Below are 16181 nucleotides of genomic sequence, written 5' to 3'. Positions count from 1 at the left end.
TTTCGTTAGCTTTCTCTTTAGCAGTTGCGCTTGCGTTGAAAGCTTTAGACTTCATTTTGTTAGCAATAGAAGGAGATACTTTCGTTTCTTCTTCAGTCACTTCTTCTTCAGTTACTTCTTCTTCAGTTACTTCTTCTTCAGTTACTTCTTCTTCAGTTACTTCTTCTTCAGTAACCTCTTCTTCAGTAACCTCTTCTTCAGTAACCTCTTCTTCAGTTACTTCTTCTTCAGTAACCTCTTCTTCAGTAACCTCTTCTTCAGTCACTTCTTCTTCAGTAACAACTTCTTCAGTTACTTCATCTTCAGTAATCTCTTCTTCAGTCACTTCTTCTTCAGTAACATCTTCTTCAGTAACCTCTTCTTCAGTAACATCTTCTTCAGTAGCTTCTTCTTCAGCAACTTCTTCTTCAGTAGCTTCCTCATCAGTAACTTCTACAGACAAAGCAACAGCTGAATTTTCGTTAGCTTTCTCTTTAGCAGTTTCGCTTGCGTGGAAAGCTTTAGATTTCGCTTTGTTTTCTGCAGAAGGGTTTACTTTTTCTTCGTCCTCTTCTTCTGCATCTTCATCTACAACAACTTCATCTTCTTCAGTTTTCACTGTTGCATCCGTATCAAGATCGATGTCTTCAGAATCAGAGTCATTATCTTCATCATCTTCTGTTTTTACAGTTGCATCTGTATCAAGTTCGATGTCTTCAGAATTTTCATCATCTGTTTCTTCATCATCTTCCTTTTTCATTTCTGTATCAGTATCAAGATCTGTATCTTCTTCATCATCTTCTGTTTTAGCGTCTGCCTTTAGTTCAGCAGCATCGTCTGAATCAGCCTCTTTTTCAGTGTCTTCTGTTACCACTAGTTCTGCTTCAACAACCTCTTCAACAATTGGTTCTTGAGTTACTACTTCTTCAGCTGGTATTTCTTCAGCAGGTGCTGGCTGAACAGTTGTATGAACTGCAGCATTTGGTGCTGCATGCTTTTTAGCTGTTTCGCTTGCATGAATGCTAGCCTGTGATTTCGTTGCTTTTTCTTTATCTTCAGCTTTTGGCTGAGCCTTGACAGCAGGCTTTGCTGGAACTGCAGGTGTTGCTTTTACAACAGCCTTTTTATTATTAACAGTTTGTACCTTTACTGGTTTAACTGCATGAGATTGTTCAACCTTAACTTTTTCTGGGCCGGCAGCTTGAGTGAAGTGGCCTCCAGTCAGTACTCCAATTGACAATACTCCAGCTAACATAAAAGACTTAACAACTTTAGTTCCATTAATATAATTATTCATTTAATAACGCTCCCTTTTTATTATCGTTATCCGTGGCTAATTGCGTCGGTATACGGTAAAAAAACAGGAGCTTGAAGCGGTGGCGGGGAAGGAGGGGCATTGACCCACTGGCTTCGATAAACAGCAACACGTGATGTAAATGGATGTAAGAGATTCACATTAAAATATTCATCCCAAACAAACCATTTATCGCTAAAGGCAGTGCTGGTATTTCCATTACTTGTCCGGTCGCTTGAAGACCCCCCTGAGGTCTTGGTGCGTGAAGGAAGGTTAGGCACGTTTTCACGCTTGGGAGAACTCTCCTTTTGGGATGAATCGCGTTCATCTCTTTCTGATGGAGGAGCTTGTCCACTTTCCACAGTCACGGTTCTTTTTTGGGATACTGGTGTTACTGTTGAGTCCTGTGATGGTTCAACCTTTTCCTTCAAACCAGGTGATTTACGCTTTGTATCTTTTGCGTATTCACTTTCATTATGTATGGATTTTACAGCAGCTTTATTAAGTTGCTTATTGCTACGGTCTTCAAATTCTTTTGCCGAATCTCGCTTTTCCTGGTGCGTCTTCTTAATCAAATTTACTTTGGAAGCTTTCTCATTTTTATTAACTGATTTAGCTTGTCCATTTGAGTTCCCAATCTCAGCAGGCTTCACAACGATTTTTGCCTGAGCTGGTTTGTCATTAACAGGCTTAATTTGTACCTGATGTTTTTGAACAACAGGTTCTGCTGGTTTTTTTTCAGAAGTTTTGGCATTCTCAGCCTTGTCTGGCAGAGTAGGCTGCACCGCTGTCAAAGGCTGTCCAGGCTTTTTGTCATCTGGACCCTTTTCAGCAAAAGCAATGTCTGGCATTAATATAGCTGCCCCTGCAATAAAGCCAGTGATGATCAGTTGTCGGAAGTTCATCCTTTCACCTCCTTTCCAGTATTATTCTTTCAAGGATAGCATTCCGGAATTTAAACCTCTTTTTGTCGGTTTTTGCGGATTTTTATAATAAACCGTTCTATTCGACTATATTTTTCACTTATAGATGTTTAAAGTCCTGATTCCTATTTCCTTAGTTTTTGGAACAATTTATTAAAACCAAGGAAGTCATGGAAATTTACTTCATTAGGCTGCAGGTTTTTTAAAAAGGAGAGATTCGGAATGTCCCAGCAACTTACAATTTCCTATCTCTTGCCCTTTTGTAAAAAAGTAGTAGAATGGTAGTTATGCTTTAATCGTTTAAATGAAAGAAGGATATACATGAAAAATTTGCAAATCTATCTGATTCTTACCGGAATCATGATTTTGTGGGGACTGAACGTGACAGCGCTTAAGGTGATTGTAGGGAACTTCCCGCCGATCACAATTACTTCTCTTCGCGTCTTCACGGCAGGGCTAACGGTTTTTATCATTCTCTTTTTCTTAAAAAAGGTTCGTAGGCCATCACAAAAGGAATGGCTCTATATAATCGGGGGAGGAATCCTGAATGTCACCGGGCATCACCTTTTCCTGGGCATTGGCTTAAAAGAGACATCTGCGGTCAATGGCGGGCTGATCCTTGGCCTTGGTCCATTGCTTACTGCGTTGATGGCTATTCTATTCCTCGGAAAGAAGCTGACATTTGTCCGGACGCTTGGCTTTTTATTCGGAGGGATTGGCGTTACGTTGACGGTGCTCGCAGGAAGTACAGGTTTTTCGGGCATGTCGCTAGGTGACTTTTATGTATTCCTCTCGATTCTTTCGCAGGCCATCAGCTTTATCATCATCTCAAAGGCAGCAAAAACCCTGGACCCGCGTTTGTTGACTGGATACATGCTCGTATTCGGGTCAATTTTATTATTTTTCATTGGATTGTGGAAGGAACCGGAAGGATTGTCTAGTTTGGGTAATGGCACGGTAGGTTTATGGAGTATCTTTTTCGCCTCAGCTATATTTGCAACGGCGGTCGGCCATATGCTGTACAACTACGCAATCGGCCAGGCGGGTCCTGCAGAAGCATCCATTTTCCTGAACTTAAATACATTTCTTTCAATTTTGTTCGCCGCTATCTTCCTTGGGGAAAGCATTACGTCCTCACATCTTCTTGGACTGATCTTCATCATATCTGGCGTAATTTTTGGCTCAGGAGCGCTCGAGGAATTGATGTTGAGAAACAGGGCAAAGCGGAACGCAGCTTAATAGAATGATTGGATGCAGGGCTATCGCTCTGCATTTTGTTGTTTTTAAGAACGCAAATGAAAAAATCTTTTTATCTAATTTTATACCTAGTTTAAGAATGCGCCTGTCCATTTTTCATAAACACTGTCCAGATTCTGGACACTCTAACTTCAGTATTTCTTATTTTTAAACCAAAACTGTCTTGGCATGATTCTTGCTTTCTTTAAAAATAGTATTTTTAATATAGTGGAGGTTTTGGAAATGGAAATGAGTAAAATAAGAGCGATTGTTACCGGTGGAGCGTCTGGATTGGGGGAGGCTACGGTAAGAAAGATCATCAAACAGGGCGGCAAGGCTGCGATATTGGATTTAGCAGAAGAAAGAGGGCAGTTACTTGTTGAGGAACTGGGCCAAGGTACAATATTTTTTAAAACGGATGTAACGAGCGAGGAAGATGTCTCGACTGCTATCAGTAAGGCAATCGAGTCATTCGGTTCCATTAATACTGTAGTAAACTGTGCAGGCATTGGGATTGCTGCCAAGCTGCTTTCACGAAAAGGTGTCCATTCGCTGGACATGTTTTCAAAGGTAATCTCGATCAACTTGATCGGCACATTCAATGTCATCAGGCTTGCTTCTGAGCAGATGTCCAAGAACGAGCCTAATGAACTCGGGGAGCGGGGTGTCATAATTAATACGGCATCGGTTGCCGCGTTTGACGGCCAAATCGGGCAGGCTGCCTACAGCGCTTCAAAAGGTGGAGTAGTCGGTATGACACTGCCAATCGCAAGGGAGCTGGCATCGTACGGTATCAGGGTAATGACGATTGCTCCAGGTTTATTCCATACACCAATGTTCGATTCATTGCCAGCTGAAGCAAGAAATTCCCTTGGAAAAATGGTGCCATTCCCGCAGCGGTTAGGTTACCCCGAGGAATATGCTCACCTTGCCGAAAGCATCATCACCAACCCGATGCTGAATGGAGATACAATTCGCCTGGACGGAGCGATTCGAATGCAGCCTAAGTAATTCGAATCATTGTTTTGCTAATTTTTAAGGCCCTTTCCCACCTGGAAAGGGCTATTTTTTATAAAAGAATCGTAGGGAAATTAATCTAGTGTGTACTTGGAGCAGGTTTTTTAGGGTTCTAAAAGTGTACCTTTATGAGAGGAACCATTATAATGGTAATATCAGATTGAATATTCAGAAATTTAATAAAGGAGGGAAGTGAATGATTGAATTCAGGAATATTGTCACTCCTGTTGACTGCCAAATTACTGAAGAAACATCAATGAGGGCCGCACTTGAAATTTTCAAGCAGAAGAAATGGAATCTGCTTCCTGTGACAGACAATAGCCGTAATCTGCAGGGTGTATTTACGAGGAGTGGCTTATATCAGATGATTCTTGATGGCCATCCCCTTGAGAAACCGATTCATCAATACATAAAAAAAGACGTACAGACAATCAGAGTTGATACGCCATATCGTCGAATCGAACAAATTGTAAAAACGAGCAAGGTAGGGACCGGGGTGGTTCTTGATGAAAATAACAAGGTGATAGGGCTGCTAACCAAGACAGAAATGGTGCTCGCTTTGTTAAAATCAGAGAACACGTTAAAGGACCAGCTGGAGACGGTCTTAAAGCATTCGAATATTGGGGTTTTGATGACGGATGAGAACTTTCAAATCATTTACGCAAACGAAGCATTTTCCAAAATTAGCGGACGGTCATTAAAGTCCATCAATTCAAAGCACCTCGACGAAGTGATTCCTGGCTTGCCAAACGAGAGCGATGCGCATTATCATTATGAAAAATTAAAATCCATCCTGCATATTTCTCCATATGAAACAGTCAACCACAGGCAAGGGAAAATCATTCTTTTACAGGACATTTCAGAAATTGAAAAAATGGCCGAGGAGCTGCAGACGGTTAAAAAATTGAAATTAACCATCGAAACGACGCTTGAACATGCCTATGATGGAATCCTGATGACCGATGAGCAGAATGTGATAACGATGGTAAGCCCGCCGCTGCTGGAGTTGTTTAACCTTGAAAAATCAGTAGTGTTACATAAGCCAATTGAAAAGGTACTCCCGCAGCTGAAGCTTAGCAATGTATTTAAAACAGAAACAGCTGAGGTAAGCGATTTTAATGAACGGAATGGTATTAAATATATCGTTCACAGAATCCCAATCAAGAAGGATGGCAAGGTAATCGGAGCGATCGGCAAGGTGATGTTCCGCCAGCTGAATGAAGTAAGTGACCTGTTCAAAAAGCTTCAAAAAGCTGAAAACAAGGCAAGTTTTTACCACCAGCAGCTGCAAAAATCCGAATCAGCGAGATTCACGTGGGACCATATTTTCAGTGAAGATCCCTACATGGAAAAATTGAAGAAAAGCGCCGCAAAAGCAGCCAAAGGCAGATCGACAGTGCTGATCAGAGGTGAAAGCGGGACGGGAAAAGAGCTGTTTGCGCATGCCATCCATAACAGCAGTGCCAGGAGTGATGGCAAGTTCGTCGTCGTCAATTGCGCGGCGATTCCAGAGGATTTGCTCGAATCGGAATTTTTCGGATATGAAGAAGGAGCTTTTACAGGAGCGAAGCAGAGAGGCAAAATCGGAAAGTTTGACCTTGCCAATGGCGGCACGCTTTTCCTTGATGAAATCGGGGATATGTCGCTTTCCCTTCAGGCTAAATTATTGAGAGTCCTACAGGAACGCGAATTTTACCGTGTGGGTGGAAATGTCAGAGTTAAGGTTGATGTCCGGATTATTGCCGCGACTAATCGCAATCTAGAGGAGATGGTAAAAGAAGGAGAGTTCAGGGAGGATTTATACTACCGCCTGAATGTCATCTCCTTGAACATCCCTCCATTGCGGGAGCGAGTTCAGGACGTAGAACATTTGATCACAAAATTAATGAAGGAATTGAATTCGATGCTTGGAACGAGCATCACAGGAATTTCCACGCAGGCCAAGTCGGCATTGCTCCAATACGACTGGCCGGGAAATGTACGTGAATTGAGGAATGTCCTTGAGCGTGCGATGACTTTTGCTGAGTATGGAAAAATCCAGGCCGAGGATCTGCCTGACTATTTAATCTCGCAAATTTCAAAACCTGTTATACAAAAAGTCAGCCTAGCCGAGGATGCTGAACTAGGTGCCATCATAAAGGCCTTGACCCAGGCGAATGGTAATAAAGCAAAAGCAGCCAGGCTGTTGGGAATCAGTCGCTCCGGTCTTTATGAAAAAATCAAGAAATATCAGCTGTCTGTATAGGAAGAACCATGATCTGGAATAAGGCCGAAATTCAAAATTACTGTCCGTCATCAAGAAAATTGTTCGGACTGTCCAAATAGGTGTCCATTATTTGGACACCTAACACTTTAAACACATATATCCTCCCTTGATACTAGTGTGTTTTCTGTTTTCGGAAAATTGGCATAATTTTTGCATATAGAATAATGGATACGCTTACAAACGGAGTGCGATTTTACAAAGGGGGAAATTGAGTATGGATATCGGGTCATATTTAGCTCAAAATGCAAGGAAAACTCCAGAGAAGCTTGCAATAGAATGCGATGGCAGAAGGTACACGTACAAGCAGTTTAATGAGGAAGTAAATAAACTGGCGCACGGGCTGCTTGGTCTTGGCATTCGCAAAGGTGTAAAGATTGCATTGATGATGAAGAACTCGGATCAGTTTGTGTTTGCTTTTTTTGCTGGTGCTAAAATTGGCGCCGTTATTGTACCGGTTAATTTCCGTCTTACAGCATCTGAGGTCCATTACATACTAGAGCAGTCGGGCACGGAGCTGGTCATTTGTGATGATGAATTCGAGGACATCATTACTTCTGCCAGAGAAGGAACACGGGTAGTGCATGTTATTGCGACTGGAACTCCTAAAACAGTGGGCCATCATTCTTATCATGGAGTGTTGGCTGTTAGTTCAGAAAATCCCCCGATAGAAGTCAGTGACAATGATGACCTTGAAATTTTATATACCTCGGGAACAACTGGAAAACCGAAAGGCGCGCTGTTTGACCATAAAAGAGTCTTTAATGTCGGGCTGACGATGATGATCAGCATGGGCATCAACCAGGAGGAGCGGATTCTCCATATCGCGCCGTTGTTCCATTCAGCACAGCTGAACTTATTCCTGATTTCAGGAGTGGTGCTTGGAGCAACTCATATCATTCATCGAGACTTTCATCCGGTGAAGACGCTTGAAGCAATTCAGGAGCATAAAATCACCCATTTCTTTGGAGTTCCGGCGATGTATAACTTTATGCTGCAGGTGCCGAATGCTTCAGAATACGACCTTTCTTCAATAAAAAGATGCGGCTACGGTGCGGCACCGATGGCCCCAGAGCTTGTCCGCAAAAGCATGGAGTTGTTCAGGACTGACCAGTTCTACAATCTATGCGGACTGACAGAAGCCGGGCCGGGAGGAATCCTCCTGGGACCTGATGGGCATAAAAACCATCTCGGCAAAGGTGGCAAGGCTGCTTTCCTGACTGAAGCGAGGGTTGTCAATGAAGAAGGGCAGGACATCAAACCAGGTGCCGTCGGAGAGTTCGTCATCAAGGGCGAGTCGATCATGAAGGAATATTATAAGGAACCGGAAGAAACAGCAAAAACAATCAAGGACGGCTGGCTGTATACAGGCGACCTGGCAACGATTGATGAACAAGGCTATATCACATTGGTCGACCGGAAAAAAGATATGATCATTTCTGGCGGGGAAAACGTGTATTCGATCGAGGTTGAGGAAGTTCTCTATGAACATCCTGCTGTGCTTGAAGCAGCAATTATCGGACTTCCTGATGAGGTTTGGGGAGAAGCGGTCTGCGCGGTAATTGTGCCAAAGCAGGGTTCTGTTGTAGATGAGCAGGAACTTAAGAGCTTTTGCCGCCAAAAACTAGCAGGCTATAAAGTTCCGAGAAGGATTTTTATCGAAGAAGCACTGCCCAGAAATGCTTCTGGAAAAATACTGAAATACCAGCTTCGCCAAAAACTGAATGAAGTGAAGCTTTAATAGGGTTGATAGAAAAGGGGAGATAAAAATGAAACACCCTTATTTAACTGATGACCACGAAATATTCCGCAAGTCGTTAAGGAAGTTTTTAGAGAAGGAAGCTTATCCATTTTACGAAAAATGGGAGGAGGAGCGGATGATTCCGCGCTCCTTCTGGACAAAGATGGGCGAGCAGGGTTATCTTTGCCCGGATATTGATGAACAGTATGGCGGCAGCGAGGTTGACTGGGGATTTGCGGTCGTCATCAACGAAGAACTTGAGCGTGTGGGCTCTGGTCTAGTTGGAGTTGGACTCCATAATGATATTGTTGTTCCGTACATCACTGCTTACGGGACGGATGAGCAGAAAAAACGCTGGCTGCCAAAATGCACGACAGGTGAGATGATCACTGCGATTGCAATGACTGAGCCTGGTACAGGTTCGGATTTGGCGAACATCCAGACAAACGCCATCCTTGATGGTGACCACTACATTTTAAATGGACAAAAAACATTCATTACAAACGGAATCCAGTCTGACTTGATAGTCGTTGCCTGCAAAACCGATCCAAAAGCGAACCCGAAGCATAAAGGTGTCAGTCTCCTGGTCGTTGAGCGCGATACTCCTGGCTTTTCCCGAGGGAGGAAGCTGAATAAAGTGGGCCTGCACTGCCAGGATACAGCAGAGCTCATTTTCGAGGATTGCCGTGTGCCGAAGGAAAACCTGCTCGGCGAAGAAGGAAAGGGATTCCTTTATCTGATGGAGAAGCTGCAGCAGGAGCGCCTGCTTGTCGCCATCGCCGCCCAGACCGCATCAGAGGTAATGCTGAAGCAGACGATTGAATATGTGAAAAGCAGAGAAGCCTTCGGCAAGCCGGTGAGCAAGTTCCAGAACACACAATTCAAGATTGTTGAGATGGCGACAGAAATCGAAATGGGAAGGGCATTCCTTGACCAGCTCATCGCCGAGCATATCGAAGGCAAGGATATCGTGACAAAAGTGTCAATGGCTAAGTGGAAGCTGACTGACAGCGCCCGTAAAATTGCGGCTGAATGTATGCAGCTCCATGGCGGATACGGTTATATGGAAGAATACGAAATTGCCAGAAGGTTCCGGGACATTCCAGTGGCAAGTATATACGCAGGAACGAATGAAATCATGAAGACGATCATCGCTAAAAATTTAGGATTATAGATTAACAGGTTTAACAGGCTTAACAAGTTTAACAAGTAATGGTAACAGAATAATAGAGTCCCGTTGAAATTGGGTTCGGATTAACAGATTCTATTAGCAGAAAGGGAGATGTAAACGATGCGTGAAGTAGTGATTGTGGAAGGTGTCAGGACACCAGTTGGCAGGAGAAAAGGTCTGTTGAAGGATATCAGGCCGGATGACCTTGCTGCCGAGATATTGAAAGAGGTTGTAAAACGGGCTGGCATTGATGGCGGTTTAGTAGAAGACGTAATTATGGGCTGTGTCACCCAGTCTGGCGAGCAGGCTGGAGACATTGCCAGGGTTGCAGCTTTGATTGCCGGCTTCCCGATTGAAGTTCCGGGGACGACAATAGACCGACAATGCGGATCAAGCCAGCAGGCTGTTCATTTCGCAGCTCAGGCAATTTTGGCCGGAGACATGGATGTCGTGATAGCTGGCGGTGTCGAAAATATGTCAAGAGTACCGATGGGTTCAAACTATCAAAATGCTGTTCCTTTCAGTCCAAAGCTGAAAGATCGCTATGAAGTCATCCACCAGGGGTTGTCTGCGGAAAGGATTGCCGAGAAATATGGGTTTACCCGCACTGATCTCGACGAATTCTCGGCAGAAAGCCATCGACGGGCGCTGAAAGCCCAAGCCGAGGGTTATTTTAAAAATGAAATCATGCCGATCGAGGTTACCTTCGAAAACGGCGAGAAAACATTAATGACGGAGGACTCAGGTCCAAGGGAAGGGACAACGCCTGAAGTACTTGCCGGATTGAAAACAGTATTTAAAGAAGACGGTGTCATCCATGCCGGAAACTCCAGTCAAATTAGTGATGGGGCGGCTGTGCTGCTGCTAATGAGCCGTACGAAGGCGGAAGAGTTGGGACTGAAACCACGCTTTAAGGTGCACACAAGAGTTGTCGTCGGTTCGGACCCTACGCTGATGCTGACAGGGCCAATCCCAGCCACTGAAAAAGTTCTGAAAAAAGCTGGTCTGAAGCTGGAAGACATCGATGTATTCGAAGTCAACGAAGCATTTGCCCCGGTGCCCATGGCATGGCTGAAGGAAACAGGTGCTGACCCGGCAAAGCTGAATCCAAATGGAGGTGCGATTGCTCTTGGACATCCGCTCGGTGCAAGCGGCGCCCGCCTGATGATCTCGATGATGCATGAGCTTGAACGCACTGGCGGCCGCTACGGCCTGCAGACGATGTGCGAAGGACACGGTATGGCCAACGCGACGATCATTGAGCGATTGGATTAAGAATTTTCTATTGGCGCCCGAAAAGCGCCCAGATTGGAAAAAGTGGTAACCAATAGGCCTTATTGGGGCCCAAAAAGCGCCCAGATTGGAAAAAGTGGTAACCAATAGGCCTCATTGGCGCCCAAAAAGCGCCGAGATCAGAAAAAGTGGTAACCAATACGCCTTATTGGCGCCCAAAAAGCGCCCAGATTAAAAAAGTGGTAACCAATAGGCCTCATTGGCGCCCAAAAAGCGCCGAGATCAGAAAAAGTGGTAACCAATACGCCTTATTGGCGCCCAAAAAGCGCCCAGATCGGAAAAAGCGGTAACCAATGAGCCAATCAGAAACCAAGAATTACCGACATGCATGACAGCAGCAAGCCTTTAATATAAAACAACTCAGTAAAGCAAGAAATCGACATTTTATTAGGAGGAATGCAAATGAGCACGACGATCGGCAAGATTTTTGACCTGACCGTATTGAAATTTCCGAACAAGGAAGCCCTCTATGATGTCCGCAAAAATGTCCGCTTAACTTACAGTGAATGGAATGCTGAGGTGAACAGGCTTGCCAATGCGCTTCTTGCAGAAGGAGTGAAGAAAGGCGACCGAGTATCAACCTTCACCTTCAATACGGAGGAATTAGGAACAGCGTTTTTTGCCTGTGCGAAAATCGGAGCTGTCTTCAATCCAATCAATTTCCGGCTAATGGGCGAAGAGGTCTCCTTTATTTTAAGTGATGCCGAACCAAAGGTCGTCCTGTTCGAGAAGGCTGTGGAGCCTGTCATCGCCTCTATCGAAAATCGTTTCCCACACATTTCCTTCTGGTACATTGACGAGAAAACGCCTGAGTATGCGGTGAGCTACCATGAAAAGGTGCAATCCGCAGAGCCGGTGGCAGTTGATATTGAAGTGGATGAGAATGATTTGTACGCAATCATGTACACAAGCGGGACGACAGGCCGTCCAAAGGGTGTCATGCACAAACATCGGAATATGGTCGAGCAGAGTTTGATTGTTGTCGGCTCTACAAAATTAGGAGCATCTGATGTCGGTCTTGTTACGGCACCAATGTTCCACTGCGCTGAGCTTCATTGCGCCTTCCTGCCAAGAATCCATGTTGGCGGAAGCAATGTCATCCTCCATCAATTCGCGCCGAAAAAAGTACTGGAGTTGATCGATTCTGAAAAAGTAACCAAGTTCTTTGCGGCACCAACGATGTGGAACATGCTTTTACAGGAGAATCTGGCAGACTATAACATTAAAAGTCTGAAGCTAGGCCTTTATGGTGCAGCACCTATGGCGCCTTCGCTCGTCCATGCCTGCCATGACAAGCTGGGCATCAAGCTAGTGCAGGCCTATGGGATGACGGAAATGGGTCCAGCTATCACTTTCCTTTCTGAAGACGACCAGCTTACAAAGGCAGGTGCAGCCGGGCAGGCTTGCTTGAACCATGAGATAAGGATAGTCCGGCCGAACGAAGATGGCCCATCCGATCCCGATGATGTACTGCCTCCTGGTGAAAGCGGAGAAATCATCGTCCAAGGTCCATGCATGATGTCTGGCTACTTTAATCGTGAAGAAGCTTCCGAAAAAGCGATGTATAAAGGCTGGTACCATTCCGGTGATATTGGATACCTGGACGAAGAGGGATATCTTTGGGTCAAGGACAGAGTTGACGACATGATTATCAGCGGCGGCGAAAACATTTATCCGCGTGAGGTGGAGGATGTACTCCACGCCCATGAAGGTGTCCTTGATGTCGCGATTGTTGGCCAGCCGGATGACCGCTGGGGTGAAAGCGTCACAGCCTTTGTTGTAAAAAAAGATCCGGATGTAACCGAAGAAAATTTGGATGAATGGTGCAAAGAAAGTGACAGCCTGGCAAATTACAAGCGCCCGCGGAAATATCTGTTCGTCGATGCGCTGCCTCGGAATGCGAGCGGAAAAATCCAGAAATTCATGCTTAGAAAGCAAATGGAAGAATTGTTTTCGAAAGGACAGCCGACTTAATGGAAGGGAATCTTTTATCATGTTAGAAAGTATTAAGATAGTTGATTTCACCAATTATATTCCGGGTCCCTTCGCGACATTGAGGCTTGCTGAATTTGGGGCTGACGTCATCAAAGTAGAAGCACCGGAGGGAGACCCGGCAAGGAACACAGGAGAAGGCTATGTATTCAACGCCCATAACCGCGGCAAAAAAAGCATTGTGATCAATCTTAAGCAGGCAGAAGGGAAAATGCTTGCCCTCGATTTGCTTGCCAGAGCTGATGTGGCAATTGAAAGCTTCAGGCCAGGAGTAATGGATAAGCTCGGACTCGGTTATGAAGCGGTAAAAAAGGTTAATCCTGGAATCGTCTACTGCTCGGTGACTGGCTACGGCCGTAACGGTGGGATGAGCGGACTTGGCAGCCATGATTTGAATTACATGAGCTTGAGCGGAGCGCTTTCACAGATGAAGGATGGCACAGGCAGGCCTATCCATCCAACCCATACATTTTCTGATTACATTGGGGGCATGGCGGCAAGCGAGCGAATTCTTGCTGCGCTTGTGGCCCGGGGGAAAACGGGCGAGGGCAGCTATCATTGCATTTCCATTGCTGACAGCATGGCTTCATTGATGGCCAACCACGTCCTGATCGAAAAAGAAACAGGTTATCAAAATGGTGTATCTGTCCTGAACGGGACTGTGATCGGATATGGACTGTATGAAACGAAGGATGGCCGTTATGTCAGTCTTGGAGCTCTTGAGCCGAAGTTCTGGCGCAATTTTTGCCAGGCTGTCGGCCGGGAGGATTGGCTGCGGGCCCATTTTTCGAAGCCAGAAGACTCAAATCCAATTTATCATGAGCTGGTTGAATTGTTTAAAAGCAAGCCGCTGTCGGAATGGGCAGAATTCGGCATGAAGGTGGACTGCTGTCTTGTTCCTGTCTTGGAGGCAGGAGAACTTGCTGAATATCCTTATTGGAGAGAAAAAGACTTTGTTTCACCTGCTGGCCAGATTAAAATGCACGTGGATTTGCCACCAAAAGCGGGAGCAGCACCTCCGGAAAAAGGAGAACAGACCGAAGAAATCCTGAAAAAATGGCTTAGTGCGGAGATTAGCAAATACTAGATTAGCAATGTAAGATTAATATTTTTTGAGAAAATAAGAAAATATAAAATTCACTTCGAGAATTGTCTAGCTCCAGCGCCTAGCCCCTCGAGTCGCTTGTCTAGTTTCGCCTCCTAGAAACTCCGAAACTTCAACTCCGCCGGCAGAAGCAAAAAGCGCTTCTTTGTCGGAGTCTCCAGTTTCTGCGTTTCTGTGCAGTCGGCTATACATTTCAGTTTCGGTCCGACCAATGAAGTCAAAGAACGACTTCACTGGTCGGCCCTCCAGCGCTTGTCGGGGCTGACCAAGGCGCTTGCGCTTTTCTTAGAAACGGAAGGGGAAATGTGGGTATGATGAATGTTCCATTGACAGTAGGGTCGCTATTGGAAAGAGCAGAAAAGTTTTTCCCGAAAAAGCAGGTAGTTTCAGGGACACTTTCTGGAATCCACCGTTTCACTTATAAGGAGATTGGCGAACGTACCCGCAGGCTTGCAAGTGCTCTTGAAAAGCTCGGTGTTGGCAAAGGGGACAGAGTTGGAACTTTTGCCTGGAATCACCACCGCCATTTGGAAGTCTACTTTGCTGCGCCAGGGATGGGAGCCGTGCTGCACACAATCAACATCCGCCTATCACCAGAACATGTCTCTTACATTATCAATCATGCTGAAGACAAGGTATTGCTGGTAGATGAAGATTTGCTGCCGCTGATCGAGCGGAGCAAGGACAACTTCAAATCAGTGGAAGCATACATCATCATGACCGACAAAGAGGGCCTTCCAGAAACAACGCTGGAGCCAGTATATTCTTATGAAGAATTATTGCGTGAAGCCAGCCCAAATTTCGAATTCGTGAAGGATATCGATGAAAATGAACCAGCCGGGATGTGCTATACATCGGCAACGACTGGCAATCCAAAAGGAGTGGTCTACTCTCACAGGGGAATCGTCCTTCACAGCTTCGCTTTCGGTTTGGCGGATACAGCAGCACTTTCGGAAACAGATGTCGTGCTGCCAGTTGTACCAATGTTCCATGCCAATGCATGGGGTCTGCCATTCGCAGCGACATGGTTCGGCTCGACACAAGTCTTGCCTGGTCCGCTGTTCACGCCAAAGCTGCTCGCTGATCTCATCGAACAGGAAAAAGTAACTTTTACCGCCGGTGTGCCGACAATTTGGCTAGGGTTGTTGAATGAACTAGAAAAAGGAAGCTATGATACGTCTTCATTAAGATCGATTGTCTGCGGCGGGTCGGCAGCACCGCGAGGAATGATAAAAGCCTTCGAAACGAAGTATAAAATCCCGTTCCTTCATGCTTACGGCATGACGGAGACCACACCGCTGGCGACTGTATCAAGGCTGAAGAGCTATCAGGTAGGCCTCGATGAAGAGGAATTACTCGACATCCGCTCCAAACAAGGGCTTCTTGTACCTGGACTAGAAATGAAAGTCATCGGCGGAAACGGTGAGGTGAAGTGGGACGGCGAAGAGATGGGTGAACTTCTGCTGCGCGGACCTTGGATTGCGGATGAGTATTACAAGGATGAACGCTCAAACGATGCGTTCAGGGATGGCTGGCTTTATACCGGCGATGTGGCAACGGTTGATGAGGAAGGTGTCATCAAGCTTGTCGACCGGACAAAGGATCTGATCAAGAGCGGCGGTGAGTGGATTTCATCTGTAGACCTTGAGAATGCACTTATGGCTCACGATGCTGTATTCGAAGCTAGCGTTGTTGCCGTACCGCACCAGCAGTGGCAGGAGCGCCCGATTGCCTGCGTCGTCCTGAAGGAGCAATATAAGAACAAAGTTGATAAGCAGGAGCTGCTTGATTTTATTGCCCCGCAGTTCGCCAAGTGGTGGCTTCCTGACGATATCGTGTTTATGGAGGAAATTCCAAAGACCTCTGTAGGCAAATTCCTGAAACGAGCGCTTCGTGATCAATTGAAGGACCATTTAGTGCAGAATTCTTAATATTTAAGACCGGCTGCAGCAGGTGCAGCCGGTTTTTGCTTTTTAATTATTAAAGATCTGATGTTAAAAATTTAACCTAAGAGTATTCCGCTAATTAAAAATGACCCCAAAATTATATCGAACGATACAGATAGCAACATTTTTAATCTTTCAATTCAAAAAATTCGCCAAAAGAGGTATTATAGAAGATATAAAATTCGAAGGCCGAAATAATTACAGGTGGTTTCAACTGGGGG

Annotated in this window: 12 protein-coding genes; 9 read left to right on the top strand and 3 right to left on the bottom strand. The window is 45.3% G+C overall.

Translation table 11 applies throughout. From position 1 onward, the window contains the following. The coding region (locus M3204_RS21790; protein WP_251487907.1) for a hypothetical protein at window positions 1-1276 on the bottom strand (1276 nt) is incomplete at its 3' end. 26 nt (window positions 1277-1302) lie between these two features. Then, window positions 1303-2178, bottom strand: a complete 876-nt coding sequence (locus M3204_RS21785) for a hypothetical protein (RefSeq protein WP_251487904.1) — start codon at window positions 2176-2178, stop codon at window positions 1303-1305. A gap of 339 nt (window positions 2179-2517) precedes the next feature. Between M3204_RS21785 and M3204_RS21780 the strand changes: the two genes are divergently transcribed. The 8 genes from M3204_RS21780 to M3204_RS21745 all read left to right on the top strand — a co-directional run bounded on the left by M3204_RS21780 (window position 2518) and on the right by M3204_RS21745 (window position 13996). Beyond that, window positions 2518-3435, top strand: a complete 918-nt coding sequence (locus M3204_RS21780; RefSeq protein WP_251487901.1) for a DMT family transporter — start codon at window positions 2518-2520, stop codon at window positions 3433-3435. Between the two features lie 240 nt (window positions 3436-3675). Beyond that, window positions 3676-4443, top strand: coding sequence for a 3-hydroxyacyl-CoA dehydrogenase (locus M3204_RS21775; protein ID WP_251487898.1), 768 nt, complete (start codon window positions 3676-3678; stop codon window positions 4441-4443). A gap of 202 nt (window positions 4444-4645) precedes the next feature. Then, entirely contained in the window at window positions 4646-6694 is a 2049-nt protein-coding gene (locus M3204_RS21770; protein ID WP_251487895.1) for a sigma-54-dependent Fis family transcriptional regulator, read from the top strand. 235 nt (window positions 6695-6929) lie between these two features. Beyond that, window positions 6930-8453 carry a class I adenylate-forming enzyme family protein gene (locus tag M3204_RS21765; RefSeq protein WP_251487892.1) on the top strand — a complete coding sequence of 508 codons (1524 nt, stop codon included), beginning with the start codon at window positions 6930-6932 and terminating at the stop codon, window positions 8451-8453. 28 nt (window positions 8454-8481) lie between these two features. After that, window positions 8482-9627, top strand: a complete 1146-nt coding sequence (locus tag M3204_RS21760; RefSeq protein ID WP_251487888.1) for an acyl-CoA dehydrogenase family protein — start codon at window positions 8482-8484, stop codon at window positions 9625-9627. Between the two features lie 117 nt (window positions 9628-9744). Next, on the top strand, window positions 9745-10899 hold the full coding sequence (locus M3204_RS21755) for a thiolase family protein (RefSeq protein WP_251487886.1): 1155 nt from the start codon (window positions 9745-9747) through the stop codon (window positions 10897-10899). Window positions 10900-11319: 420 nt separating this feature from the next. Beyond that, window positions 11320-12891, top strand: a complete 1572-nt coding sequence (locus tag M3204_RS21750; RefSeq protein WP_251487883.1) for a fatty acid--CoA ligase — start codon at window positions 11320-11322, stop codon at window positions 12889-12891. 19 nt (window positions 12892-12910) lie between these two features. After that, window positions 12911-13996 carry a CaiB/BaiF CoA transferase family protein gene (locus M3204_RS21745; RefSeq protein ID WP_251487880.1) on the top strand — a complete coding sequence of 362 codons (1086 nt, stop codon included), beginning with the start codon at window positions 12911-12913 and terminating at the stop codon, window positions 13994-13996. Between the two features lie 66 nt (window positions 13997-14062). On the opposite strand, the gene M3204_RS21740 is transcribed toward M3204_RS21745, so the two are convergent. Beyond that, the gene (locus M3204_RS21740) at window positions 14063-14248 is read right to left on the bottom strand and encodes a hypothetical protein (protein WP_251487877.1); all 186 of its coding nucleotides are present in this window, start codon (window positions 14246-14248) and stop codon (window positions 14063-14065) included. Window positions 14249-14325: 77 nt separating this feature from the next. On the opposite strand from M3204_RS21740, the gene M3204_RS21735 reads away from it, so the two are divergent. Continuing rightward, complete coding sequence (locus tag M3204_RS21735; protein ID WP_251487873.1) at window positions 14326-15945, top strand: long-chain fatty acid--CoA ligase; 1620 nt, start codon at window positions 14326-14328, stop codon at window positions 15943-15945. Window positions 15946-16181: the final 236 nt, after the last annotated feature.

The organism is Mesobacillus subterraneus (assembly GCF_023715485.1).
Taxonomy (GTDB): domain Bacteria; phylum Bacillota; class Bacilli; order Bacillales; family Cytobacillaceae; genus Mesobacillus; species Mesobacillus subterraneus_B.
This window is presented reverse-complemented; position numbering and strand designations above follow the sequence as displayed.

What these genes read in the sequence shown, in the direction of transcription:
- M3204_RS21785 (WP_251487904.1), bottom strand. Translation starts at nt 2,178, where the DNA reads ATGAACTTCCGACAACTGATCATCACTGGCTTTATTGCAGGGGCAGCT.
- M3204_RS21780 (WP_251487901.1), top strand. Translation starts at nt 2,518, where the DNA reads ATGAAAAATTTGCAAATCTATCTGATTCTTACCGGAATCATGATTTTG.
- M3204_RS21775 (WP_251487898.1), top strand. Translation starts at nt 3,676, where the DNA reads ATGGAAATGAGTAAAATAAGAGCGATTGTTACCGGTGGAGCGTCTGGA.
- M3204_RS21770 (WP_251487895.1), top strand. Translation starts at nt 4,646, where the DNA reads ATGATTGAATTCAGGAATATTGTCACTCCTGTTGACTGCCAAATTACT.
- M3204_RS21765 (WP_251487892.1), top strand. Translation starts at nt 6,930, where the DNA reads ATGGATATCGGGTCATATTTAGCTCAAAATGCAAGGAAAACTCCAGAG.
- M3204_RS21760 (WP_251487888.1), top strand. Translation starts at nt 8,482, where the DNA reads ATGAAACACCCTTATTTAACTGATGACCACGAAATATTCCGCAAGTCG.
- M3204_RS21755 (WP_251487886.1), top strand. Translation starts at nt 9,745, where the DNA reads ATGCGTGAAGTAGTGATTGTGGAAGGTGTCAGGACACCAGTTGGCAGG.
- M3204_RS21750 (WP_251487883.1), top strand. Translation starts at nt 11,320, where the DNA reads ATGAGCACGACGATCGGCAAGATTTTTGACCTGACCGTATTGAAATTT.
- M3204_RS21745 (WP_251487880.1), top strand. Translation starts at nt 12,911, where the DNA reads ATGTTAGAAAGTATTAAGATAGTTGATTTCACCAATTATATTCCGGGT.
- M3204_RS21735 (WP_251487873.1), top strand. Translation starts at nt 14,326, where the DNA reads ATGATGAATGTTCCATTGACAGTAGGGTCGCTATTGGAAAGAGCAGAA.